The sequence below is a fragment of the Pseudomonas sp. BCRC 81390 genome, from assembly GCF_030341915.1.
Taxonomy (GTDB): Bacteria; Pseudomonadota; Gammaproteobacteria; order Pseudomonadales; family Pseudomonadaceae; genus Aquipseudomonas.
In genome coordinates this window covers 12,844-36,191 of sequence record NZ_JATAAG010000013.1, presented here as the reverse complement: position 1 = coordinate 36,191, position 23,348 = coordinate 12,844, and the positions used below count along the sequence as shown (strand labels likewise).

Annotated in this window: 25 protein-coding genes; all 25 read left to right on the top strand. The window is 64.0% G+C overall.

Annotated elements, in window-relative coordinates:
• The 25 genes from QSV36_RS06775 (at position 1) to QSV36_RS06655 (ending at position 23,292) form a co-directional block, all read left to right on the top strand.
• Positions 1-1,692: a fused response regulator/phosphatase gene (locus QSV36_RS06775; RefSeq protein WP_289130928.1), complete on the top strand. Its 1,692-nt coding sequence runs from the start codon at positions 1-3 to the stop codon at positions 1,690-1,692.
• A gap of 49 nt (positions 1,693-1,741) precedes the next feature.
• Positions 1,742-2,089 (top strand): Hpt domain-containing protein, encoded by a 348-nt coding sequence (locus QSV36_RS06770; RefSeq protein ID WP_225778677.1) that lies wholly within the window; start codon positions 1,742-1,744, stop codon positions 2,087-2,089.
• Between the two features lie 71 nt (positions 2,090-2,160).
• Positions 2,161-3,453: a flagellar hook-length control protein FliK gene (locus QSV36_RS06765; protein WP_289130927.1), complete on the top strand. Its 1,293-nt coding sequence runs from the start codon at positions 2,161-2,163 to the stop codon at positions 3,451-3,453.
• Between the two features lie 160 nt (positions 3,454-3,613).
• On the top strand, positions 3,614-4,111 hold the full coding sequence (gene fliL, locus QSV36_RS06760) for a flagellar basal body-associated protein FliL (protein WP_225778675.1): 498 nt from the start codon (positions 3,614-3,616) through the stop codon (positions 4,109-4,111).
• 9 nt (positions 4,112-4,120) lie between these two features.
• Positions 4,121-5,089 carry a flagellar motor switch protein FliM gene (fliM, locus tag QSV36_RS06755; protein ID WP_225778674.1) on the top strand — a complete coding sequence of 323 codons (969 nt, stop codon included), beginning with the start codon at positions 4,121-4,123 and terminating at the stop codon, positions 5,087-5,089.
• A gap of 47 nt (positions 5,090-5,136) precedes the next feature.
• Positions 5,137-5,607, top strand: coding sequence for a flagellar motor switch protein FliN (gene fliN, locus QSV36_RS06750; RefSeq protein ID WP_289130926.1), 471 nt, complete (start codon positions 5,137-5,139; stop codon positions 5,605-5,607).
• A 12-nt stretch (positions 5,608-5,619) separates the two neighbouring features.
• On the top strand, positions 5,620-6,054 hold the full coding sequence (gene fliO, locus QSV36_RS06745) for a flagellar biosynthetic protein FliO (RefSeq protein ID WP_289131180.1): 435 nt from the start codon (positions 5,620-5,622) through the stop codon (positions 6,052-6,054).
• Complete coding sequence (gene fliP / locus QSV36_RS06740) at positions 6,054-6,809, top strand: flagellar type III secretion system pore protein FliP (protein WP_170031094.1); 756 nt, start codon at positions 6,054-6,056, stop codon at positions 6,807-6,809. The genes fliO and fliP overlap by 1 nt, the downstream gene beginning before the upstream one ends.
• A gap of 21 nt (positions 6,810-6,830) precedes the next feature.
• On the top strand, positions 6,831-7,100 hold the full coding sequence (gene fliQ, locus QSV36_RS06735) for a flagellar biosynthesis protein FliQ (protein WP_289130925.1): 270 nt from the start codon (positions 6,831-6,833) through the stop codon (positions 7,098-7,100).
• Positions 7,101-7,107: 7 nt separating this feature from the next.
• Positions 7,108-7,884, top strand: coding sequence for a flagellar biosynthetic protein FliR (gene fliR, locus QSV36_RS06730; RefSeq protein ID WP_289130924.1), 777 nt, complete (start codon positions 7,108-7,110; stop codon positions 7,882-7,884).
• 2 nt (positions 7,885-7,886) lie between these two features.
• On the top strand, positions 7,887-9,029 hold the full coding sequence (gene flhB / locus QSV36_RS06725; RefSeq protein WP_289130923.1) for a flagellar biosynthesis protein FlhB: 1,143 nt from the start codon (positions 7,887-7,889) through the stop codon (positions 9,027-9,029).
• A 158-nt stretch (positions 9,030-9,187) separates the two neighbouring features.
• Positions 9,188-11,317 (top strand): flagellar biosynthesis protein FlhA, encoded by a 2,130-nt coding sequence (gene flhA / locus QSV36_RS06720; protein ID WP_289130922.1) that lies wholly within the window; start codon positions 9,188-9,190, stop codon positions 11,315-11,317.
• Between the two features lie 11 nt (positions 11,318-11,328).
• Positions 11,329-12,639 carry a flagellar biosynthesis GTPase FlhF gene (gene flhF, locus QSV36_RS06715; RefSeq protein WP_225778668.1) on the top strand — a complete coding sequence of 437 codons (1,311 nt, stop codon included), beginning with the start codon at positions 11,329-11,331 and terminating at the stop codon, positions 12,637-12,639.
• Between the two features lie 81 nt (positions 12,640-12,720).
• Entirely contained in the window at positions 12,721-13,563 is an 843-nt protein-coding gene (gene fleN, locus QSV36_RS06710) for a flagellar synthesis regulator FleN (RefSeq protein ID WP_289131179.1), read from the top strand.
• Positions 13,560-14,300 (top strand): RNA polymerase sigma factor FliA, encoded by a 741-nt coding sequence (gene fliA / locus QSV36_RS06705; RefSeq protein WP_225778667.1) that lies wholly within the window; start codon positions 13,560-13,562, stop codon positions 14,298-14,300. Before fleN ends, fliA begins: the two co-directional genes overlap by 4 nt.
• A gap of 118 nt (positions 14,301-14,418) precedes the next feature.
• Entirely contained in the window at positions 14,419-14,793 is a 375-nt protein-coding gene (locus tag QSV36_RS06700; RefSeq protein ID WP_225778666.1) for a chemotaxis response regulator CheY, read from the top strand.
• A 19-nt stretch (positions 14,794-14,812) separates the two neighbouring features.
• Entirely contained in the window at positions 14,813-15,601 is a 789-nt protein-coding gene (locus QSV36_RS06695; protein WP_170031087.1) for a protein phosphatase CheZ, read from the top strand.
• Positions 15,602-15,613: 12 nt separating this feature from the next.
• The gene (locus QSV36_RS06690) at positions 15,614-17,845 is read left to right on the top strand and encodes a chemotaxis protein CheA (protein WP_289130921.1); all 2,232 of its coding nucleotides are present in this window, start codon (positions 15,614-15,616) and stop codon (positions 17,843-17,845) included.
• Between the two features lie 46 nt (positions 17,846-17,891).
• On the top strand, positions 17,892-19,004 hold the full coding sequence (locus QSV36_RS06685; RefSeq protein WP_289130920.1) for a protein-glutamate methylesterase/protein-glutamine glutaminase: 1,113 nt from the start codon (positions 17,892-17,894) through the stop codon (positions 19,002-19,004).
• Positions 19,004-19,744, top strand: coding sequence for a flagellar motor protein (locus QSV36_RS06680; RefSeq protein ID WP_225778662.1), 741 nt, complete (start codon positions 19,004-19,006; stop codon positions 19,742-19,744). Before QSV36_RS06685 ends, QSV36_RS06680 begins: the two co-directional genes overlap by 1 nt.
• A 3-nt stretch (positions 19,745-19,747) precedes the next feature.
• Entirely contained in the window at positions 19,748-20,605 is an 858-nt protein-coding gene (gene motD, locus QSV36_RS06675) for a flagellar motor protein MotD (RefSeq protein ID WP_225778661.1), read from the top strand.
• 90 nt (positions 20,606-20,695) lie between these two features.
• Positions 20,696-21,484 carry a ParA family protein gene (locus tag QSV36_RS06670; RefSeq protein WP_289130919.1) on the top strand — a complete coding sequence of 263 codons (789 nt, stop codon included), beginning with the start codon at positions 20,696-20,698 and terminating at the stop codon, positions 21,482-21,484.
• Positions 21,484-22,374 (top strand): CheW domain-containing protein, encoded by an 891-nt coding sequence (locus QSV36_RS06665; RefSeq protein WP_289130918.1) that lies wholly within the window; start codon positions 21,484-21,486, stop codon positions 22,372-22,374. Before QSV36_RS06670 ends, QSV36_RS06665 begins: the two co-directional genes overlap by 1 nt.
• A 41-nt stretch (positions 22,375-22,415) precedes the next feature.
• A complete protein-coding gene (locus QSV36_RS06660) occupies positions 22,416-22,895 on the top strand; it encodes a chemotaxis protein CheW (RefSeq protein ID WP_003254393.1) in 480 nt (159 codons plus the stop codon).
• Position 22,896: 1 nt separating this feature from the next.
• Complete coding sequence (locus QSV36_RS06655; protein WP_289130917.1) at positions 22,897-23,292, top strand: DUF2802 domain-containing protein; 396 nt, start codon at positions 22,897-22,899, stop codon at positions 23,290-23,292.
• The last annotated feature ends 56 nt before the right edge of the window (positions 23,293-23,348 follow it).

Here is a 23,348-nt window from a genome sequence, read left to right as displayed (position 1 = left end):
ATGCCGGCCGAACAGGCATTGACCGTGTTGGTCGCCGAGGACGGGGCCGCCGACCGCCTGCTGCTGGCGCAGATCGTCCGCCGTCAGGGCCATCAGGTATTCACTGCGGAAAACGGTGAACAGGCGGTTGCGCTGTTCATCGAGCAGCGCCCGCAGCTGGTGCTGCTGGATGCGCTGATGCCGGTCATGGATGGTTTCGAGGCGGCGCGGCAGATCAAGGCCCTGGCCGGCGAGGCACTGGTGCCGATCATTTTCCTGACCTCGCTGAACGAGGAAGAGGGCCTGGTGCGTTGCCTGGAGGCCGGTGGCGATGACTTCATGGCCAAACCCTACAGCGCAGTGATACTCGGCGCCAAGATCCGCGCCATGGACCGTTTGCGCCGCCTCCAGGCCACCGTGCTGGAGCAGCGCGACCAGATCGCCCGGCACCATGATCATCTGCTGAATGAACAGCGGGTGGCCAAGGCGGTGTTCGACAAGGTGGCCCACTCCGGCTGCCTGGCCGCGCCCAATATCCGCTACCTGCAATCGCCTTACGCGCTGTTCAATGGCGACCTGATGCTGGCTGCCTTCACCCCGTCCGGCGACATGCGTGTGCTGCTCGGTGATTTCACCGGCCACGGCCTGCCGGCGGCGGTAGGGGCGATGCCGCTGGCCGAAGTGTTCTATGGCATGACCGCCAAGGGCTACGGTATCGCGCAGATCCTGCGCGAGATGAATGCCAAGCTCAAGCGCATCCTGCCAGTGGACATGTTCTGTTGCGCGCTGTTGCTCGACCTCAATGCGCAGCGCGGTTCGGTGGAAGTGTGGAACGGCGGCATGCCTGATGGCTATCGCCTGTCGGTGGAGGGGCAGGTGCTGTCGGTCTTGCGTTCGCAACACCTGCCACTGGGCATTCTGGCGGCCGAGCGCTTCGATGACAGTACCGAGGTGCTGCCGCTGGCGCCGGGCGAGCGCTTGCTGCTGCTGTCGGACGGCGTGATCGATACCGCTGACGACCAGGAGCGTCTGTTCGGTGTTCAGCGCCTGCGCAAGGTGCTGGCCGACAACCGTGACCCGGCGCAGTTGTTCGATGAAGTGATGCAGGCCCTGGAGCGCTTCGGCGGGCGCCCGCGCGATGACATCAGCCTGTGCGACATTCGAATGTCCAGTGCCGAGGAGCGGGTGCCGGCGCCGGTGATCTACTCGGACAGTGGTCGCTCCAGCCCGCTGCACTGGTCGCTGCAGTTCGAAGTGCGCGGCGAGAGCCTCGAGCGCTTCAACCCGGTACCTTACCTGGTGCAGTTATTGCAAGAAATCCATGGCCTGCGCGCGCGGACCGGCAACCTGCACAGTGTGCTCAGCGAGCTGTATTCCAACGCGCTGGAACATGGTGTGCTGGGCCTGGACTCGCAGCTAAAGCGCGATGTGCAGGGCTTTGCCGCCTACTACCAGGAACGCGCCCGGCGCCTGATGCAGCTGACCGACGGTTACGTGCGCATCGACTTCAAGGTTGAACCGGACGGCGACGGCGGGCGTCTCATGATCAAGGTCCGCGACAGTGGTGCCGGGTTCGATGTGCAGCAGGTGCTGGCGCGGCCAGCAATGGAGCAGGGGCTGAGCGGACGTGGCCTGAACCTGGTCCGGCGGCTGGCCAGCAGCGCGCGCTGGAGCGAGGGCGGGCGTTGCGCAGAGGTGGAGTTCGTCTGGTGAGCCATGGGCTGGCTCGGGCATAATCTGGCTTGATCAAGGGAGTGAGCAAGTGACTGACATGCATATTGACCAAAAGGTACTCAGCGACCTGCGTGAAGTCATGGAAGATGGCTACCTGCAACTGGTGCAGACATTTCTCGAAGACTCCGAACGGCGCCTGGGCCAGTTGCACGCGGCCAAAAGTGCCGAGGAGCTCGGTTCGGCCGCGCACAGCTTCAAAGGCAGCAGCAGTAACATGGGGGCTGTGGCCCTGGCCAGCCTTTGCCAGCAACTGGAGGAGCGCGCACGGCGACGCCCGCTGTATGGCATCGAAGACCTGATCACCCGCATCGATCAAGAGTTCGCCGAAGTGCAGCACTTCTACCGGGGTGAGCAGCAGCGTATTTTGACCGGTTGATAGGTGACTTGGCGCGAGTCTTGCTTTGTCCAAGCGGATGTCTTTTTTGTTCCTGGCGCGGAGACCGCTCGATGCCTGTCGCACCCAACCCGTTGTTGCAAGCCAACGCCATTGCCAACCCCGCGCGGTCGGCCTCCGCACAGGTCGACAAACCGCAGCAGGCGCCGGCGGACAAAGGCGCCGGTTTCGACCAGGTAATGGCCAGGCAGGGGCAGGACAAGCCGGTTGGGCAGAACGACAAGGTCGCCCAGGCCAGGCCCAAGGACAAACCTGACCCGGCGCAGGGCGGCAAGGCCGATCCTGCCGACACGTCCGCTGTTGCCGATGACGGCAAACCATTGCCAGCCGACGCCCAGGTCGATACGCGGGCCGACACTCAAGCCGACACCGACATGCGCGATGCCAGCCTGGTCGCTGGCCAGGTCACCGACGCCCAGCCTGGCGCACAACTGATCCAGGCCCAGGCCGAGACCGTGGCACCGGTGCTGCAGGCTGCCACGGCGCAGGTCCCGGCCGCGCTGCCCGAGGCGCCGGCAGCCGAGGAAAACTTTGACCCTGACGCCGACCCGCTGGCCAACCTGCCGACCTTGCGCCTGGCGCTGGAGCACAGTGCCCAGGCCAAGGGAGCAACCTCGGCACATGCCTTGGACCCGGCGCAAACCCAGGCGGAAGAGGGCGCTGTGGCCGTCAATAGCTTGGCGAACCTGGTGGAAAATGCCGGTGATGCAGCAGGTGACAGCGGCGAGCCTGGCGACAAGGCCTTCGGCGCCTTGCTCGAAGATGGCCTGAAGGACACCAAGAGCGCCAGCAGCGACACCCGCGTCGACGATTTCGCCAACCGTCTGGCCAACCTGACCCAGGCCGCCACGGCCAAGACCACCAACGCCGTGCCGGCGAATGCCAGCCCGCTGCACCAGCCGCTGCCGATGAACCAGAACGCCTGGGCCGAGGGCCTGGTCAACCGGGTCATGTACCTGTCCAGCCAGAACCTCAAGTCGGCGGATATCCAGCTGGAGCCGGCCGAGCTTGGTCGCCTGGACATTCGCGTCAATGTTGCGACGGACCAGTCGACCCAGATCACCTTCATCAGTGGCCACGCCGGCGTGCGTGATGCCCTCGACAGCCAGGTACACCGCCTGCGCGAACTGTTTAGCCAGCAGGGGCTGGCCCAGCCGGATGTCAACGTGGCCGACCAGTCACGCGGGCAGCATCAGCATCAGCAGCAGGCGCAGGCCCAGGGCAGCCAGTTGTCCGGGGTGGCGGCGCGCCAGGCGGAGCAGGGCGGTACCGAGCTGGCCGACAGCAGCCGCGCTGTGGAACAGCAGCTGGTTGTCGGTGACAGTGCGGTTGACTACTACGCCTGATGTCGGGGTGTATGCCTGGGGTTTCGCGGCGCTTTTGAGGGCCAGCGCCGCCCGCGCTCGTTTTCTCAGGCCCAAGATCCCTCAATCGCAAATCTGGCATAACACTTGCTCAAGCCAAGCCATCCTCCCTTGAACCCCCGATGGACGACGGATTATTGGCATGGCGAAAAGCGAAGCAGTCAAAGACCCCGCCACTAAAGGCAAACTCAAGCTGATCCTGCTGGCCGTCGTCGGCCTGTTGCTGGCGATTGGCCTTTCGGTGGGCGCTACCTGGTTCATCATGCACAAGAGCGAGCCGGCCCCGGCCGCCGAGGCAACAGCCGGTAACGTCAAGCCTGCGGCAATCTACGAACCGCTGGCCCCGGCCTTCGTGGTCAACTTCAACCAGAATGGTCGCCAGCGCTACATGCAGGTGAGCATTACCATGCAGGCGCGCAGCCAGGCCGACCTCGACGCCCTCAAGGTGCACATGCCGGTGATCCGCAACAACCTGGTGATGATGTTCTCCGGGCAGGGCTTCGATACCCTGGCCGGCAGCCCGGTCGGGCAGGAGATGCTGCGCCAGAAGGCTACCGCGGTGGTCCAGGAAGTAGCGCAGAAGGAAGTCGGCAAGCCGGTCGTCGACCAGTTGCTGTTCACCAATTTCGTATTGCAGTAGGAGTCCGCAATGGCCGTACAGGACCTGCTGTCCCAGGATGAAATCGATGCCTTGTTGCATGGCGTCGACGACGGTCTGGTGCAGACCGAGAGTGCCACCGAGCCTGGCAGCATCAAAAGCTATGACCTGACCAGTCAGGACCGTATCGTGCGGGGTCGCATGCCGACCCTGGAAATGATCAACGAGCGCTTCGCCCGTTACACCCGGATCAGCATGTTCAACCTGCTGCGTCGCTCCGCCGACGTGGCGGTGGGCGGCGTGCAGGTGATGAAGTTTGGCGAATACGTGCATTCGCTGTACGTGCCGACCAGCCTCAACCTGGTCAAGATCAAGCCGCTGCGCGGCACCGCGCTGTTCATCCTCGACGCCAAGCTAGTGTTCAAGCTGGTGGACAACTTCTTTGGCGGTGACGGCCGTCACGCCAAGATCGAAGGGCGTGAGTTCACCCCTACCGAGCTGCGCGTGGTGCGCATGGTGCTGGACCAGTGCTTCGTCGACCTGCGGGAAGCCTGGCAGGCGATCATGCCGGTCACCTTCGAATACATGAACTCGGAGGTCAACCCGGCCATGGCCAACATCGTCGGCCCCAGCGAGGCGGTGGTGGTATCGACCTTCCACATCGAGCTGGACGGCGGTGGCGGCGACCTGCACGTGACCATGCCCTACTCGATGATCGAGCCGGTGCGGGAAATGCTCGATGCCGGCTTCCAGTCCGACCTGGACGACCAGGACGAGCGCTGGATCAAGGCCTTGCGCGAGGACGTGCTGGACGTGGCCGTGCCGGTGAGTGCCACGGTCGCCCGGCGCCAGCTGAAGCTGCGCGACATCCTGCACATGCAGCCAGGCGACGTGATTCCGGTGGAGCTGCCTGAACACCTGGTGTTGCGCGCCAACGGCGTGCCTTCGTTCAAGGCGCGCCTGGGTTCGCACAAGGGCAACCTGGCGCTGCAGATCATCGACCCGATCGAACGCCGCTGACGGCGAGCCGGTCGCTCATAACGTATTGAATGCCTGTCGAGGAAATCATGGCTAACGAAAACGAGATCACCTCCCCAGAGGACCAGGCGCTGGCCGATGAATGGGCTGCGGCACTGGAGGAAACCGGTGCAGCCGGCCAGGCCGACATCGATGCACTGCTGGGTGGCGACACGGGTAGCAGCGCTGGCGGGCCGGGCCGCTTGCCGATGGAAGAGTTCGCCAGCTCGCCGAAGCCGAGCGAGAACGTCAGCCTGGAAGGCCCGAACCTGGACGTGATCCTGGACATCCCGGTGAACATTTCCATGGAAGTGGGCAGCACCGAGATCAATATCCGCAACCTGCTGCAGCTCAACCAGGGTTCGGTCATCGAGCTGGATCGCCTGGCCGGTGAGCCGCTCGATGTCCTGGTCAACGGCACGCTGATCGCCCATGGCGAAGTGGTGGTGGTCAACGAGAAGTTCGGCATCCGCCTGACCGACGTGATCAGCCCCAGCGAACGTATCAAGAAGCTGCGCTGAGTGAAGGGCACGATGCGCGCCTGCCTGGCATTCGCCGCGCTGCTTGCCAGCCAGGCCTGTTTGGCCGCGGCCACGCCGACGGCAACCCCTGCGGCTGCCCCTGGCAGCCTGGGCGGGCAGCTGGCGCAGATGGTCTTCGGCCTGCTGCTGGTGGTCGGCCTGATTTTCTTCCTGGCCTGGCTGTTGCGACGCATGCAGGGGAGCGCCGTGAAGGGCGGGCAGGTGATCGAGATCGTCGGCAGCCGGGCCATCGGTCCGCGTGACCGCCTGCTGCTGGTGCAGGTGGGCAAGGCGCAGATCCTGATCGGCCATACCCCGGGCAGCATCGAGGCCCTGCATGTACTGGCCGAGCCCGTGGACGTACCGGAAAGCGCCCGTCAGGCGACGCCGGAGTTCGCCCAGCGGCTGATGGAGCTGATGGGCAAGGACCCTAAGGACAAGAAGTGATGAGCGGCGCGCTGCGTTTGTTGTTGATTCTGGCGCTGCTGCTGGCGGCGCCGCTGGCCCTGGCCGCCGACCCGCTGTCGATCCCGGCCATCACCCTGTCCAATACGGCGGACGGGCAGCAGGAGTATTCGGTCAGCCTGCAGATCCTGCTGATCATGACGGCGCTCAGCTTCATTCCCGCGTTCGTCATCCTGATGACCAGCTTCACCCGCATCATCATCGTGTTCTCGATCCTGCGCCAGGCCCTTGGCCTGCAGCAGACGCCGTCGAACCAGCTGCTCACCGGCATGGCGCTGTTCCTCACCATGTTCATCATGGCGCCGGTGTTCGACCGGGTGAACCAGGACGCGCTGCAGCCGTACCTGAAGGAGCAGATGACCGCCCAGCAGGCCATCGACAAGGCCCAGGGACCGCTGAAGGACTTCATGCTGGCGCAAACCCGGCAAAGCGACCTCGACCTGTTCATGCGCTTGTCCAAGCGCACCGACATCGCCGGCCCGGACCAGGTCCCGCTGACCATCCTGGTGCCGGCGTTCGTCACCTCCGAGCTGAAGACCGCGTTCCAGATCGGTTTCATGATCTTCATCCCGTTCCTGATCATCGACATGGTGGTGGCCAGTGTGCTGATGGCCATGGGTATGATGATGCTGTCGCCGCTGATCATTTCGTTGCCGTTCAAGATCATGCTGTTCGTCCTGGTCGATGGCTGGGCGCTGATCATGGGCACCCTGGCCAGCAGTTTCGGCGGCGTCTGACGCCGTCAAGGAGAGCCGCCGATGACCCCGGAAGTAGCTGTCGACCTGTTTCGCGATGCCTTGTGGCTGACCACCCTGATGGTGGCCGTGCTGGTGGTGCCGAGCCTGCTGGTGGGCCTGGTGGTGGCGATGTTCCAGGCCGCCACGCAGATCAACGAACAGACCCTGAGCTTTCTGCCGCGCCTGCTGGTGATGCTGGTCACGCTGATCATCGCCGGGCCGTGGCTGGTGCAGAAGTTCATGGAGTACATCACCGGCCTGTACACCAACATCCCGCACCTGATCGGTTGAGGCGACGATGCTGGAGCTGACCGACACGCAGATCGGCACCTGGGTCGCCACCTTCATCCTGCCGTTGTTCAGGGTGACTGCGGTGCTGATGACCATGCCCATTCTCGGTACCCGCATGCTGCCGGCGCGGGTGCGCCTGTATGTGGCGCTGGCGATTACCGTGGTGATTGTTCCGGCGCTGCCGCCGCTGCCCGAGTTCGACCCGTTGAGCCTGCGCGGCCTGCTGTTGTGCGCCGAGCAGATCATCGTCGGGACGCTGTTCGGCTTCGCCCTGCAGCTGCTGTTCCAGGCGTTCGTGATCGCCGGCCAGGTGGTGGCGGTGCAGATGGGCATGGCCTTCGCGTCGATGGTCGACCCGGCCAACGGCGTCAACGTCGCGGTCATCAGCCAGTTCATGACCATGCTGGTGAGCGTGCTGTTCCTGTTGATGAACGGCCACCTGGTGGTGTTCGAAGTGCTGACCGAAAGCTTCACCACCTTGCCGGTGGGCAGCGCACTGGCGGTCAACCAGTTCTGGGAAATGGCCGGGCGCCTGGGGTGGGTGTTCGGCGCCGGGCTGCTGTTGATCCTGCCGGTGATCGCGGCGTTGCTGGTGGTGAACATCGCCTTTGGCGTGATGACCCGTGCGGCGCCGCAATTGAACATCTTCTCCATCGGTTTCCCGCTGACCCTGGTGCTTGGCATGGGCATTTTCTGGATTGGCCTGGCCGATATCCTGTCCCACTACCAGGCATTGGCCAGCGAAGCGCTGCAATGGCTGCGTGAACTGGCAAGGGCGCGCTGAACATGGCGGAAAGCGAGAGCGGTCAGGACAAGACAGAAGACCCCACCGACAAGCGCAAGCGCGATGCCCGCGAGAAAGGCGAGGTAGCGCGCTCCAAGGAACTGAACACGGTGGCGGTGACCCTGGCTGGCGCCGGTGGCCTGCTGGCATTCGGTGGCTACATGGCGGAAACGCTGCTGGCGATCATGCGCATGAACTTCAGCCTGAGCCGCGACGCCATCGTCGACGAGCGGGCCATGACCGCCCTGCTGCTGGCCTCGGGCAAGATGGCGCTGTGGGCGACGCAGCCGGTGCTGATCCTGCTGTTCGTGATCTCGTTCGTGGCGCCTATCGCCCTGAGCGGCTTCCTGTTTTCCGGCAGCCTGCTGCAGCCAAAGTTCAGTCGCATGAACCCCCTGGCGGGGATCAAGCGGATGTTCTCGATGAATGCCTTGACCGAGCTGATCAAGGCGCTGGCCAAGTTCTTCGTCATCCTGGTGATTGCGGTGGTGGTGTTGATGAACGACCGCCAGGCTTTGCTGGCGATTGCCAACGAGCCGCTGGAGCAGGCCATCATCCACAGCCTGCAGGTGGTGGGCTGGAGCGCGTTGTGGATGGCGGCCGGGTTGCTGCTGATTGCCGCGGCGGACGTGCCGTACCAGCTGTGGCAGGCGCACAACAAGCTGAAGATGACCAAGCAGGAAGTCAAGGACGAGTACAAGGACAGCGAAGGCAAGCCCGAGGTCAAGCAGCGGATCCGCCAGCTGCAGCGGGAAGTTTCGCAGCGGCGGATGATGGCAGCGGTGCCGCAGGCCGACGTGATCATCACCAACCCGACGCACTATGCGGTGGCCTTGCAGTATGACCCGGAGAAGGGCGGGGCGGCGCCGTTGCTGCTGGCCAAGGGCACCGATTTCATTGCCTTGAAGATTCGCGAAATCGGCGTGGAGCACAAGGTTCAGATTCTTGAGTCGCCGGCTTTGGCGCGGGCGATCTATTACTCCACCGAGCTGGAGCAGGAAATTCCTGCCGGCTTGTACCTGGCGGTGGCGCAGGTGCTGGCCTATGTGTTCCAGATTCGCCAGTACCGGGCTGGCAAGGGTAAGCGGCCGGAGCCGTTGAAGGAAGATCTGCCGATTCCACCGGACCTGCGGCGTGACAGCTGACAGGTGCCCGCCTTGAGGCATTTGGCGCCTGTGAGACCGAGCGCCGCCCGGTCTCACTGCCTCTAAATCCCTCAAGCCGGCCAAAGTTGGAAAGCTTCTTGCAAAGCCACGCCCAGGCGCCCCCGGGGCGTCAAAGTTTTGCATCAAGAGGACTCGCGGTGGATCGCACTCAGTTAATCAGCAACGCCCGTCACAACCTGGCCGGCCTCGGTCGGGGCAACCTGGGTGTGCCGCTGTTGTTGCTGGTCATGTTGGCAATGATGATGTTGCCGATACCACCGTTCCTGCTCGACGTGTTCTTCACTTTCAACATCGCCTTGTCGATCGTGGTGCTGCTGGTGTGCGTATACGCCCTGCGCCCGCTTGATTTCGCCGCGTTCCCCACCATCCTGCTGGTGGCCACGCTGTTGCGCCTGGCCCTGAACGTGGCCTCCACCCGCGTGGTAATGCTGCATGGCCAGGAAGGCCACGGCGCTGCCGGCAAGGTGATCCAGGCCTTCGGCGAGGTGGTGATCGGTGGTAACTACGTGGTCGGTGCCGTGGTGTTCGCCATCCTCATGATCATCAACTTCGTGGTGGTGACCAAGGGCGCCGGGCGAATCTCGGAAGTGAGCGCGCGGTTCACCCTGGATGCCATGCCCGGCAAGCAGATGGCAATCGACGCCGACCTCAATGCCGGCCTGATCGACCAGGCCCAGGCCAAGCACCGCCGTGCCGAAGTGGCGCAGGAAGCCGAGTTCTACGGTTCGATGGACGGTGCCAGCAAGTTCGTCCGCGGTGATGCCATCGCCGGCCTGCTGATCCTGTTCATCAACCTGATCGGCGGCATGCTGATCGGCATGCTGCAGCACGGCATGAGCTTCGGCGATGCCGGCAAGGTGTACGCCTTGCTGACCATCGGTGACGGTTTGGTGGCGCAGTTGCCTTCGCTGCTGTTGTCCACCGCCGCCGCGATCATGGTCACCCGCGCCTCGGGTTCCGAGGACATGGGCAAGCTGATCAACCGGCAGATGTTCGATTCGCCCAAGGCCCTGGCAGTGTCCGGCGCGCTGATGATCGTCATGGGCCTGGTGCCGGGCATGCCGCATATCGCCTTCCTCAGCCTTGGCCTGCTGGCCGGCGGCGGCGCCTACCTGGTGTGGAAGAAGCAGCAGAAGGCCAAGCTCGAGGCGCAACGAGAGGCGCAGCGCCAGCAGGACCTGCTGCCTTCGCCGCAGCGCGCGCTGGAGACCAAGGAGCTGGGCTGGGACGACGTCACGCCCATCGACATGATCGGCCTGGAGGTCGGCTACCGGCTGATCCCGCTGGTCGACCGCAACCAGGGTGGCCAGTTGCTGGCGCGGATCAAGGGGGTGCGCAAGAAGCTCTCGCAAGACCTCGGCTTCCTCATGCCGACCGTGCACATCCGCGACAACCTCGACCTGCAGCCCAGCGCCTATCGCCTGACCCTGATGGGGGTGATCCTGGCCGAGGCGGAGATCTACCCGGACCGCGAACTGGCCATCAACCCGGGGCAGGTGTTCGGCACCCTCAACGGGATTGCCGCGCGTGACCCGGCGTTTGGCCTGGAAGCGGTGTGGATCGACGTCGGCCAGCGCGCCCAGGCGCAGTCGCTGGGTTACACCGTGGTCGACGCCAGCACCGTAGTGGCCACCCACCTCAACCAGATCCTGCAGAAGCACTGCCACGAACTGATCGGCCACGAAGAGGTCCAGCAGTTGCTGCAGGTGCTGGCCAAGGCATCGCCTAAACTTGCAGAAGAGCTGGTGCCGGGTGTCATTTCCTTGTCGGGCTTGCTGAAGGTGCTGCAGGCATTGTTGTCGGAGCAGGTGCCGGTGCGCGACATTCGCAGTATTGCCGAGGCGATCGCGAACAACGCCAGCAAGAGTCAAGATACCGCCGCACTGGTGGCGGCAGTGCGCGTCGGATTGTGTCGCGCCATCGTGCAAAGCATTGTCGGCATTGAGTCGGAGCTGCCAGTGATTACCCTGGAGCCAAGGTTGGAACAGATCTTGCTCAATAGTCTGCAGAGGGCCGGGCAAGGTCAGGAAGACGGTGTTCTTCTGGAGCCGAGCATGGCCGAGAAGCTGCAGCGTTCGTTGATCGAAGCGGCCCAGCGCCAGGAAATGCAGGGCCAGCCGGCCATCCTCCTGGTTGCCGGCCCGATCCGCGCCATGCTGTCGCGTTTCGGTCGCCTGGCCGTACCGAATTTGCATGTGTTGGCGTATCAGGAAATACCGGACAACAAGCAAGTCACCATCGTTGCCACCGTGGGCCCTAACGGCTGAGGTAGTGGATAATGCAAGTTAAGCGATTTTTCGCCGCCGATATGCGTCAGGCCATGAAGCTGGTCCGCGATGAACTGGGCGCTGACGCCGCCATCATTGGCAACCGCCGCATCGCCGGGGGTGTCGAGCTGACGGCTGCGCTGGACTACAAGCTGTCCGCCCTGGCCCCGCGCGTGCCGAATGCCGAGCTGGAAGAAGAACTGCGCAAGACCCATACGCGCATTGCCACTGCCCGCGCCGAACTTGACCCGCGCCCGGACAGCAGCGACAACAACCGCCAATTGTTCGCCGGGCAGTCGCTGACTGCTGCCGAACCGTTGATCGAACCGCACGTCGACGCCCCCGAGCCCGCTGCTGCAGCCCCGGCTGCGGCGCCGGTCGATGCGCGCCTGGTCGATGCCATGCGCTCCGAGTTGTCCGGCCTGCGCGAGCTGCTGGAAGTGCAGCTCGGCTCGTTGGCCTGGAACCAGCTGCAGGGCAGCAAGCCGCAGCAGGCCACCGTCTGGCGCCGCCTGCAGCGCATCGGCCTGTCCGGCCCGATCGCCCGCGAACTGCTGGACCTGACCGCTGGCATCGATGAGCCACGCCAGGCCTGGCGCATGCTGCTGGCACACCTGGCGCGCATGATCGAAATCCCCGAAATCGAGCCGATCGAAGAGGGTGGGGTGATCGCCATGGTCGGCCCGGCCGGCATGGGCAAGACCACCACCCTGGCCAAGCTGGCCGCCCGTTACGTGCTCAAGTACGGCGCGCAGAACCTGGCCTTGGTGAGCATGGACAGCTTCCGCATCGGTGCGCAGGAGCAGCTCAAGACGCTGGGCCGCATCCTCAACGTGCCGGTGACCTACGTTGACCCGGGCCAGTCGCTGGCTGCGGCGCTGGAGCCGCTGCTGCGCAAGCGCGTGGTGCTGATCGATACCGCCGGCCTGCAGGCCAGCGACCCGGCCCTGCGCATGCAACTGGAAACCCTGGCCGGGCGCGGCATCGCCGCAAAGAACTACCTGGTCCTGGCCACCACCAGCCAGAAGCAGGTGCTGACCGCCGCCTACCACAGCTACAAGCGCTGTGGCCTGGCCGGCTGCATCCTGACCAAACTCGATGAAACGGCAAGCCTTGGTGACGTCTTGAGCCTTGCCATCAGTCATGAACTGCCAGTGGCCTACCTGACCGATGGGCCGCGCATTCCTGACGACCTGCACCTGCCGCGCGGGCACCAGTTGGTCACTCGCGCGGTCAATGTGCAGCAGCAGGACGAGCCCAGCGAAGAGGCCATGGCCGAAATGTTCGCTGATCTCTATCACAACCCACGGCGAGCGGGTTGATGAAGCGTGTGCAAGGTAGCTATGCCAAGGGGTACGCAGAATTGCCCCACGTGTGGCCTGGGCCCCAGCGAGACAAGGTAAATAACAGACATGGGTAGCATGCATCCCGTACAGGTGATCGCCGTGACCGGTGGCAAAGGTGGCGTCGGCAAGACTAATGTTTCAGTGAACCTGTCCCTGGCACTGGCCGAGCTTGGCCGCAGGGTCATGCTGCTTGACGCCGACCTGGGCCTGGCCAACGTCGACGTGCTGCTTGGCCTCACCCCCAAGCGGACCCTGGCCGATGTCATCGAAGGGCGCTGCGAGCTGCGCGACGTGATGCTGCAGGGCCCTGGCGGCGTGCGCATCGTGCCGGCGGCCTCGGGCACGCAGAGCATGGTGCACCTGGCGCCGGCCCAGCATGCCGGGCTGATCCAGGCCTTCAGCGAAATTGGCGACAACCTCGACGTGCTGGTAATCGACACCGCTGCCGGTATTGGTGACTCGGTAGTCAGCTTCGTCCGCGCCGCCCAGGAAGTGCTGCTGGTGGTCTGCGACGAACCCACCTCCATCACCGATGCCTACGCCCTGATCAAGCTGCTCAACCGCGACTACGGCATGAACCGCTTCCGGGTGCTGGCAAACATGGCGCAGAGCCCGCAGGAAGGGCGCAACCTGTTCGCCAAGCTGACCAAGGTCACCGACCGCTTCCTCGATGTCGCCCTGCAGTACGTAGGCGCCGTGCCGTATGACGAATGCGTGCGCAAGGCCGTGCAGAAGCAGCGCGCCGTCTACGAAGCCTTCCCTCGCTCCAAGTGCGCCCTGGCATTCAAGGCGATTGCGCAGAAGGTTGACAGCTGGCCGCTGCCGGCCAACCCGCGCGGTCACCTGGAATTCTTTGTCGAGCGCCTGATACAGCCCACCAGCGCGGGACCCGTGTTATGAATGCGAGTGGTTTCAAGATGTACAGCCGAGCATCGAAAGACGCCCAGTACGAACTGATCGAACGCTACGCCCCGCTGGTCAAGCGCATCGCCTACCACCTGTTGGCGCGTTTGCCGGCCAATGTGCAGGTCGAGGACCTGATTCAGGCTGGCATGATCGGCCTGCTCGAAGTGGCCAACAAGTACGACGCCAGCAAGGGCGCCAGCTTCGAGACCTACGCCGGCATCCGTATTCGCGGGGCCATGCTCGACGAGGTGCGCAAGGGTGACTGGGCACCGCGTTCGGTGCACCGCAACACACGCATGGTCAGCGACGCGATGCGTGCCGTGGAGGCCAGAACCGGGCGTGACGCTAAAGATCATGAAGTTGCTGCCGAACTCCAGTTGAGTCTCGATGATTACTACGGGATCTTGAACGACACCTTGGGCAGCCGCCTGTTCAGCTTTGACGACCTGTTGCAGGACGGCGAGCACGAAGGGCTGCATGAAGATGGCGCCAGTGGCCATGTCGAGCCTGCGCGTGGCCTGGAGGACGAACGCTTCCAGGCTGCCCTGACCGAGGCCATCGCCAACCTGCCGGAGCGTGAGCGCCTGGTGCTGGCGCTGTACTACGACGAAGAGCTGAACCTCAAGGAAATCGGTGAGGTGCTTGGGGTCAGCGAGTCGCGGGTCAGCCAGTTGCACAGCCAGTGTGCCGCGCGCCTGCGCAGCCGCCTGGGGGAATGGCGGGCGCGTTGAACCCGGTGTCGTTGCAGTCGTTTTCCACGTGCGTTTTCCATGTTGCACCGATTTGATTGAATGCGCGCTCGCAGCCGGGCGCGTTTGAGACTGCTTGGAGGTCTACTTGAACAAAGACATGAAAATCCTCATCGTTGACGACTTTTCGACGATGCGGCGGATCATCAAGAACCTGTTGCGTGATCTGGGCTTCACCAACACCGAAGAAGCCGATGACGGCACCACGGCGCTGCCGATGCTGGAAAACGGCCACTACGACTTCCTGGTAACCGACTGGAACATGCCCGGCATGTCCGGTATCGACCTGCTGCGTAAAGTCCGAGCCAGCGACAAGCTCAAAGCCATGCCGGTACTGATGGTGACCGCCGAGGCCAAGCGCGACCAGATCATTGAAGCGGCCCAGGCAGGCGTCAATGGCTATGTGGTCAAGCCGTTCACCGCCCAGGTTCTCAAAGAAAAGATCGAGAAGATCTTCGAACGCGTCAACGGCTGAGTCACGTCAGGGGGGCGCCATGGATTCATCACAAACGTCTTTGGGCGAGTTCGAATCGACCCTGAAGAAGCATGCCCAGGAATTGGTCGCGAGCCTCGAGCACGGCCGTTTCGGCGAAGCGGTACAGCTGATCCACGAACTGAACCAGACCCGCGACCGTGGCCTGTACCAGGAAGTCGGCAAGCTGACCCGCGAGCTGCACAGCGCCATCGTCAGTTTCCAGATCGACCCGACCATGCCGCAGGCCGAGGAGGTGTCGCAGATAACCGACGCCACCGAGCGCCTGTCCTATGTGGTCAGGCTTACCGAGGGCGCGGCCAACCGCACCATGGACCTGGTCGAGGAGAGCACCCCTGTGCTCAACGACCTGGCCAGCGAGGCCGCGGCCCTGAGCAGCGACTGGCAACGCTTCATGCGTCGCGAGGTCGCCGCGCCGGAGTTCCGTGACCTGGTGAAACGCGTTGACAGTTTCCTGACGCACAGCGCTGAAGGTAACCGCAAGGTCGCCGGCCACCTCAACGACATTCTGCTGGCCCAGGACTATCAGGACCTGACCGGCCAGGTGATCAAGCGCGTCACCGCGCTGGTGACCGAGGTGGAAAGTAACCTGCTGAAACTGGTGTTGATGGCCAGCCAGGTCGACCGCTTTGCCGGCATCCAGCATGACCACGATCAGCTGCGCGCAGAAAAAGATCGAGAAAAACATCCGACTCGGGGTGAAGGTCCGCAGATTCATGCCGATAAGCGTGAAGACGTCGTGTCCGGTCAGGACGATGTCGATGATCTGCTGTCCAGCCTGGGTTTTTAAGGAGCACCTTTGATGAGCTTCGGCGCCGATGAAGAAATCCTCCAGGATTTCCTGGTAGAAGCCGGCGAAATTCTTGAGCAACTGTCCGAGCAACTGGTCGAGCTGGAAAGCCGACCCGACGATGCCGACCTGCTCAATGCGATCTTTCGCGGTTTCCACACTGTAAAAGGGGGCGCCGGCTTCCTCCAGCTGAACGAGCTGGTGGAGTGCTGCCATATCGCCGAGAACGTCTTCGATATCCTGCGCAAGGGTGAGCGCCGGGTCGATGCGGAGTTGATGGACGTGGTGCTCGAGGCACTGGACACGGTCAACAGCATGTTTGGCCAGGTGCGCGAGCGCAGCGAAGTGACCCCGGCCACCCCCGATCTGCTGGCGGCGTTGTCGCGTCTGGCCGAGCCGGGCGCTGCTCAGGAAGCCCAAGCGCCTGCCGCTGCCGCGCCGGAGCCGGTTGTCGAGGCTGCCGGGGAGCCGGATATCACCGACAGCGAGTTCGAGCAGTTGCTCGATTCGCTCGATGCGGTCAAGGCCCAGGCAGCGGCCGACGACCCACTGCACGGCGAGGCCGTCAGCGCTGAAGGTGACGAAATCACCGATGCCGAGTTCGAATCGCTGCTCGACCAGTTGCACGGCAAAGGCCAGTTCAGCGCCGAGCTTGCCGCGCCAGCGGTTGCCAGCGCGCCGGAAGTGGCCAGCGACGAAATTACCGACGCCGAATTCGAATCGCTGCTCGACCAGTTGCATGGCAAGGGCACGTTCCAGGCCGATGCCTTGCCAGCGGCCAAGGCCCCGGCGCCTGCCGCTGCCGAGCCCGCTGCCGGTGGCGACGAAATCAGCGAGCACGAGTTCGAGGCGCTGCTGGACCAGTTGCACGGCAAGGGCAAGTTCAGTGGCGAAGTGGCCGCTGCCGAAGCCCCTGCCGCAGCCAAGGTGCAGGCGCCGGTTGCGCCCAAGGCCGACAGCCAGCCGGTGGCCAAACCTGCTGCAGCTGCTGCGCCTGCGCCGGCACCTGCCAGCAAGCCTGCGGCAGCGCCACGCGCGCCGGCCCCGGCTGCCGACAAGCACGCTGCCAGCGAAGCGGAAACCACCGTGCGGGTCGACACCGCGCGCCTGGACGAGATCATGAACATGGTCGGCGAACTGGTGCTGGTGCGTAACCGCCTGGTGCGCCTGGGCCTGAACAGCGGCGACGAGGCCATGTCCAAGGCCGTGTCCAACCTCGACGTGGTCACTGCCGACCTGCAGACCGCGGTGATGAAAACCCGCATGCAGCCGATCAAGAAAGTCTTCGGCCGCTTCCCGCGCCTGGTGCGTGACCTGGCTCGGCAGTTGAAGAAAGAGATCAACCTGGAGCTGGTCGGGGAAGACACCGACCTCGACAAGAACCTGGTCGAAGCCTTGGCCGACCCGCTGGTGCACCTGGTGCGCAACGCGGTCGACCACGGTGTGGAAATGCCCGAGGAGCGCGAGGCCGCTGGCAAGCCGCGTACCGGCCGGGTGGTGCTGTCGGCCGAACAGGAAGGCGACCACATCCTGTTGTCGATCTCTGACGACGGCAAGGGCATGGACCCCAACATCCTGCGCGCCAAGGCCGTGGAAAAGGGCCTGATGGACAAGGACGCCGCCGAGCGCCTCAGCGAGTCGGATTGCTACAACCTGATCTTCGCCCCGGGCTTCTCGACCAAGACGGAGATTTCCGACGTGTCTGGCCGTGGTGTCGGCATGGACGTGGTGAAGACCAAGATCTCCCAGCTCAACGGCTCGATCAACATCTTCTCGGCCAAGGGCCAGGGCTCGAAGATCGTCATCAAGGTGCCGCTGACCCTGGCGATCATGCCGACCCTGATGGTGATGCTGGGCAACCAGGCGTTCGCCTTCCCGCTGGTCAACGTCAACGAAATCTTCCACCTCGACCTGTCGCGCACCAACGTGGTCGACGGCCAGGAAGTGGTGATCGTGCGCGACAAGGCATTGCCGCTGTTCTACCTCAAGCGCTGGCTGGTCCAGGGCCAGGTGCACGAAGAGCAGCACGAGGGGCATGTGGTGATCCTGTCGGTCGGCACCCAGCGCATCGGCTTTGTCGTCGATCAACTGGTTGGCCAGGAAGAAGTGGTAATCAAGCCGCTGGGCAAGATGCTGCAGGGCACCCCGGGGATGTCCGGGGCCACCATCACCGGCGACGGTCGCATCGCGTTGATTCTCGACGTCCCGAGCATGCTCAAGCGTTACGCCGCACGGCGTATTTGATTTCGGTGGCGCACCCTGGCGGGTTGCGCCGCCTAATGGAGTGTTTATGGCAGTCAAGGTCCTGGTGGTGGATGATTCCGGTTTCTTCCGCCGCCGCGTCTCGGAAATCCTCTCGGCGGATCCAACGATCCAGGTGGTGGGTACCGCGACCAACGGCAGGGAAGCAATCGACCAGGCGCTGGCGCTCAAGCCCGATGTCATCACCATGGACTACGAAATGCCCATGATGGACGGCATCACGGCGGTGCGGCACATCATGCAGCGCTGCCCGACGCCGGTGTTGATGTTCTCGTCGCTGACCCATGAAGGTGCCCGTGTCACCCTTGATGCGTTGGATGCCGGCGCGGTGGACTACCTGCCGAAAAACTTCGAGGACATCTCGCGCAACCCCGACAAGGTCAAGCAGCTGTTGTGCGAGAAGGTGCATACCATTTCCCGCAGCAACCGCCGCTTTGGCAGCTACGCCAGCCCGGCGCCAGTAGCCACGCCGACGCCTGCCAGCACCTTCGCCAGCCCGGCCCCGGCGCGCACTGCCGTGCCTGCCCGGGTGACGGCCCCGGCCGCAGCGACAGCACATTCACCGGCGCCCAAGCGCAAGCCTTACAAGCTGGTGGCCATTGGCACTTCTACCGGTGGCCCGGTTGCCCTGCAGCGTGTGCTGACCCAGCTGCCCGCCAACTTCCCGGCACCGATCGTGCTGATCCAGCACATGCCTGCGGCGTTCACCAAGGCCTTTGCCGAACGCCTGGACAAACTGTGCCGCATCAGCGTCAAGGAAGCCGAGGATGGCGACCAGCTGCGCCCTGGCCTGGCGCTGCTGGCGCCGGGTGGCAAGCAGATGATGATCGACGGCCGTGGCGCGGTGAAGATCCTGCCCGGCGACGAGCGCCTGAACTACAAGCCGTGCGTGGACATCACCTTCGGCTCGGCGGCCAAATCGTATGGCGACAAGGTGCTGTCGGTGGTGCTCACCGGCATGGGCGCCGATGGTCGTGAAGGCGCACGCCTGCTCAAACAGGGCGGCAGCACGGTGTGGGCCCAGGATGAAGCCAGCTGCGTGATCTATGGCATGCCCATGGCCATCGTCAAGGCCAACCTTGCCGACGCGGTGTACAGCCTGGACGAAATCGGCAAGCACCTGGTGGAGGCGTGCGTCTGATGGACGTGCTGAGCCTGATCGGCCTGATCCTCGCTTTTGTTGCCATCGTCGGTGGCAACTTCCTCGAAGGCGGCCATGTCGGCGCGCTGATCAATGGCCCTGCGGCGCTGATCGTGCTGGGCGGCACCCTGGCGGCGGCTTTGCTGCAGTCGCCGTTGGCGTCGTTCAAGCGCGCCTTGCAGATCCTGCGCTGGATCCTGTTTCCGCCACGGGTCGACCTGGCCGGTGGCATCGACCGCGTGGTCAACTGGAGCCTGACCGCACGCAAGGAAGGCCTGCTGGGGCTGGAAGGGGTGGCCGATGCCGAACCCGACCCGTATGCCCGCAAGGGCCTGCAACTGCTGGTGGACGGTGCTGAGCCGGAGGCCATCCGCAGCATTCTCGAAGTCGATTTCCTGACCCAGGAAAGCCGCGATATCCAGGCCGCCAAGGTATTCGAGAGCATGGGCGGCTACGCACCCACCATCGGCATCATCGGTGCGGTGATGGGCCTGATCCACGTGATGGGCAACCTGGCCGACCCGTCGCAACTGGGCAACGGCATTGCCGTGGCCTTTGTCGCCACCATCTACGGCGTGGCCAGCGCCAACCTGGTGTTGCTGCCGGTCGCCAGCAAGCTGAAGGCTACCGTCATGCGCCAGTCGCGCTACCGCGAGATGCTGCTCGAAGGCTTGTTGTCGATTGCCGAAGGCGAGAACCCACGCTCTATCGAGCTGAAGCTGCAAGGCTTCATGGAGTAACCCATGCGTCGCCGTCGTCATGCCGAGGAACACGAAAACCACGAACGCTGGCTGGTGTCGTACGCCGACTTCATCACCTTGCTGTTCGCCTTCTTCGTGGTGATGTACTCGATTTCCTCGATCAACGAGGGCAAGTACAAGGTCATTTCCCAGGCCTTGCTCGGCGTCTTCAACGACCCCGAGCGCAGCATGAAGCCGATCCCCATCGGCGACGAGCGGCCGCTGAGCGTGCGCCCGGCCGAGCCGTTGGTCAAGGACAGCGAACAGACCGAAGCGGGCCTGGCGGCGACCAGCAGCGACCCGCTGAAGACCATCAGCGATGACGTGCGCGATGCCTTCGGCGACCTGATCAGCAGCGACCAGATGACCGTACGCGGCAATGAATTGTGGATCGAGATCGAGCTCAATTCCTCGTTGCTGTTCGGCAGCGGCGATGCCATGCCCAGCGACCAGGCGTTCGCCATCATCGAGAAGGTGGCCGGCATTCTCAAACCGTTCGCCAACCCTGTGCACGTCGAAGGCTTTACCGACAATCTGCCGATCCGCACCGCGCAGTACCCGACCAACTGGGAGCTGTCCTCGGCGCGGGCGGCGAGCATCGTGCGCCTGCTGGCCATGGAAGGCGTCGACCCGGCGCGCATGGCTTCGGTGGGCTACGGCGAGTACCAGCCGGTGGCCAGCAACGACACGGCTGAAGGCCGCGCGCGCAACCGTCGGGTGGTGCTGGTGATTTCCCGCAACCTCGAAGTACGCCGCAGCCTGACCGGCTCGGGTAGCGCCAATGCCAAGCCGGATGCGGCATTGCGCCGGGCTGGCACACAAAGTGCACCGGCAACCCCAGCAACGGTGGCGGGGCAGTAACTCGTCAATTCTCTGTCACTGTAAACAGGTTCGCGAAATTGCCGCCGCTCCCTCAGCGGCGTGCAAAATCAACGAGATAGAAGTTGTCCTATGAGAGTCTGGGCAGTAGCCAATCAAAAAGGTGGCGTCGGCAAGACCACCACTACCATCGCCCTGGCCGGCCTGCTGGCCGAGGCCGGCAAGCGTGTGGTCGTCGTCGACCTCGACCCGCACGGCTCGATGACCAGTTACTTCGGGCACGACCCGGATGCCCTGGAGCACAGCTGCTACGACCTGTTCCTGCACAAGGGCGCGGTACCCGAAGGCCTGCCCGGGCAATTGCTGCTGCCCACCAGTGACGAGCGCATTTCGCTGTTGCCGTCGAGCACCGCGCTGGCCGTGCTGGAGCGTCAGTCGCCGGGGCAGAACGGCCTCGGCCTGGTCATAGCCAAGAGTCTGGCGCAGCTGTGGCAGGATTTCGACTTCGCCCTGATCGACAGCCCGCCCTTGCTCGGCGTGCTGATGGTCAACGCCCTGGCCGCCAGCCAGCAGCTGGTGATCCCGGTGCAAACCGAGTTTCTTGCAGTCAAGGGCCTGGAGCGGATGGTCGGCACCCTGGCCATGGTCAATCGCTCCCGCAAGCAGGCGTTGCCATACCAGATCGTGCCGACCCTGTTCGACCGCCGTACCCAGGCCTCGCTGGGTACGCTCAAGCAACTGCGTGACAGCTACGGCCAGCATGTGTGGCCGGGCTATATCCCGGTGGACACGCGCCTGCGCGATGCCAGCCGCAAGGGCGTCACGCCCTCGCAATTCGACAGCAAGAGTCGCGGCCTGGTGGCCTACCGGGCGCTGCTCAAGCACCTGCTTACCTACAAGACTGCGGCGCAGGTGGCCTGATGACCGAGACCCGGCAAACCAGCAGCCGGCCACAGATGGCCCTGCAATCCTACCTTGACGGCCTGCTGCAGGACGCCACCGAGGCCGAAGCGTTGTTCGCTGCACCAGCCGCGGCAGACGAGTTCGCCGCAGCGGTGCGTGAAGAACAGGCGCACGATGCCCGGCAGCAGGCCAGGCCAGCGTTGGTCGCGACTGCCGCAAGCCCCGCGCAGCGGCCATTCGCCGAGCCTGCGCCAGTGGTGTTGCCCAGCGTGATACCGGTGGAGCCCCCGGTGGTGTCGGTGGTCGAGCACGAGGTCATGGCCGAGGCCAGCATCCCGGTACTGGTCGAAGCGCATCCCGTGGTGGCGATGCCACTGGTGGATGTGCACCTGCCGGCAGCCAGCCCGCCCGTGCCGCCGACCCGCGTTGATGGTCGCCCGGCCTGGGCCGCCGAGCCATTCGAATGCCTGTTGTTCGACGTCGCCGGCCTGACCCTGGCGGTACCACTGGTGTGCCTGGGCTCGATCTACTCGCTGGCCGGCCAGGAACTGACGCCCTTGTTCGGCCAGCCTGACTGGTTCCTCGGCATCCTGACCTGCCAGGCCGGCAACCTGAAGGTGCTGGACACGGCGCGCTGGGTCATGCCTGACCGCTACCGCGATGATTTTCGCCAGGGCCTGCAGTACGTGATTTCCGTTCAGGGTTATGAATGGGGGCTGGCCGTGCACCAGGTCAGCCGCTCGCTGCGCCTGGACCCTTCCGAGATCAAGTGGCGCAGCCAGCGGGGACAGCGCCCATGGCTGGCCGGCACCGTTATCGAACACATGTGTGCACTACTTGACGTTGCCGCACTGGCAGAGTTGATCGCCAGCGGGGCGGTCAAGCAACTGCACACCAAACAGCAATGACACCGAACACACCGCCAGTGGCGGATTTTGAGGGTAGGGGAATGAAAAAGTCGTCTGCACAAGGTTCCGAAGATCCGATCCTGCAGTGGGTTACCTTCCGTCTGGACAATGAGTCCTACGGCATCAACGTGATGCAGGTGCAGGAAGTGTTGCGCTACACCGAGATCGCCCCGGTGCCGGGTGCGCCAAGCTACGTGCTGGGTATCATCAACCTGCGCGGCAACGTGGTGACGGTGATCGATACCCGTCAGCGCTTTGGCCTGATGCCAACCGAAGTCACCGACAACACCCGCATCGTCATCATCGAGGCCGACAAGCAGGTGGTCGGTATCCTGGTCGACAGCGTGGCCGAGGTGGTGTACCTGCGCCAGTCCGAGATCGAGACCGCGCCGAACGTGGGCAACGAGGAGTCGGCCAAGTTCATCCAGGGCGTGTGCAACAAGAACGGTGAACTGCTGATTCTGGTGGAACTGGACAAGATGATGACCGAGGAAGAGTGGTCCGAGCTGGAGAATATCTGAGGTGATCCTGGAGGTTGCTGTCATCTTCCTGGCGCTGGCCTGGGCTGTGAGCCTGTGGTTTTTCCTCAACTACAGCAAGCGCCAGCGCGAGCTCGCCGCGCAGCAGGCCATGGGTGATGCGTTGCGTGACCAACGCATCAAGGACCTGGCCAAGCGCCTCGACGACTACCAGAACGGTACCGTGCGGATGGGCGAGGCGCTGCATGCATTGAGCGTGTCGGTTGCCCCGCTGCCGGACCGGATCCAGCAGCTGGAGCAGCGCGACCCCGGTAACGTCACCTTCACCCAGGCCGCCAAGCTGGTCGGCATGGGCGCCAGCGTGGCCGAGCTGACCGAAAGCTGCGGCCTGACCCAAGCCGAGGCGGAGCTGATGAGGAAGCTGCACCAGGCGCATTGAATCACTGCACACGTCGCGCCCTCCTGCCCCAATCAGCCGAGAGGGCGTGTGTCAGC

Excerpts from the sequence above, each read along its gene's own strand:
- QSV36_RS06775 (WP_289130928.1), top strand. The coding sequence starts at position 1 with ATGCCGGCCGAACAGGCATTGACCGTGTTGGTCGCCGAGGACGGGGCC.
- QSV36_RS06765 (WP_289130927.1), top strand. The coding sequence starts at position 2,161 with ATGCCTGTCGCACCCAACCCGTTGTTGCAAGCCAACGCCATTGCCAAC.
- fliL (WP_225778675.1), top strand. The coding sequence starts at position 3,614 with ATGGCGAAAAGCGAAGCAGTCAAAGACCCCGCCACTAAAGGCAAACTC.
- fliM (WP_225778674.1), top strand. The coding sequence starts at position 4,121 with ATGGCCGTACAGGACCTGCTGTCCCAGGATGAAATCGATGCCTTGTTG.
- fliN (WP_289130926.1), top strand. The coding sequence starts at position 5,137 with ATGGCTAACGAAAACGAGATCACCTCCCCAGAGGACCAGGCGCTGGCC.
- fliO (WP_289131180.1), top strand. The coding sequence starts at position 5,620 with ATGCGCGCCTGCCTGGCATTCGCCGCGCTGCTTGCCAGCCAGGCCTGT.
- fliP (WP_170031094.1), top strand. The coding sequence starts at position 6,054 with ATGAGCGGCGCGCTGCGTTTGTTGTTGATTCTGGCGCTGCTGCTGGCG.
- fliQ (WP_289130925.1), top strand. The coding sequence starts at position 6,831 with ATGACCCCGGAAGTAGCTGTCGACCTGTTTCGCGATGCCTTGTGGCTG.
- fliR (WP_289130924.1), top strand. The coding sequence starts at position 7,108 with ATGCTGGAGCTGACCGACACGCAGATCGGCACCTGGGTCGCCACCTTC.
- flhB (WP_289130923.1), top strand. The coding sequence starts at position 7,887 with ATGGCGGAAAGCGAGAGCGGTCAGGACAAGACAGAAGACCCCACCGAC.
- flhF (WP_225778668.1), top strand. The coding sequence starts at position 11,329 with ATGCAAGTTAAGCGATTTTTCGCCGCCGATATGCGTCAGGCCATGAAG.
- fliA (WP_225778667.1), top strand. The coding sequence starts at position 13,560 with ATGAATGCGAGTGGTTTCAAGATGTACAGCCGAGCATCGAAAGACGCC.
- QSV36_RS06700 (WP_225778666.1), top strand. The coding sequence starts at position 14,419 with ATGAAAATCCTCATCGTTGACGACTTTTCGACGATGCGGCGGATCATC.
- QSV36_RS06695 (WP_170031087.1), top strand. The coding sequence starts at position 14,813 with ATGGATTCATCACAAACGTCTTTGGGCGAGTTCGAATCGACCCTGAAG.
- QSV36_RS06690 (WP_289130921.1), top strand. The coding sequence starts at position 15,614 with ATGAGCTTCGGCGCCGATGAAGAAATCCTCCAGGATTTCCTGGTAGAA.
- QSV36_RS06685 (WP_289130920.1), top strand. The coding sequence starts at position 17,892 with ATGGCAGTCAAGGTCCTGGTGGTGGATGATTCCGGTTTCTTCCGCCGC.
- QSV36_RS06680 (WP_225778662.1), top strand. The coding sequence starts at position 19,004 with ATGGACGTGCTGAGCCTGATCGGCCTGATCCTCGCTTTTGTTGCCATC.
- motD (WP_225778661.1), top strand. The coding sequence starts at position 19,748 with ATGCGTCGCCGTCGTCATGCCGAGGAACACGAAAACCACGAACGCTGG.
- QSV36_RS06670 (WP_289130919.1), top strand. The coding sequence starts at position 20,696 with ATGAGAGTCTGGGCAGTAGCCAATCAAAAAGGTGGCGTCGGCAAGACC.
- QSV36_RS06665 (WP_289130918.1), top strand. The coding sequence starts at position 21,484 with ATGACCGAGACCCGGCAAACCAGCAGCCGGCCACAGATGGCCCTGCAA.
- QSV36_RS06660 (WP_003254393.1), top strand. The coding sequence starts at position 22,416 with ATGAAAAAGTCGTCTGCACAAGGTTCCGAAGATCCGATCCTGCAGTGG.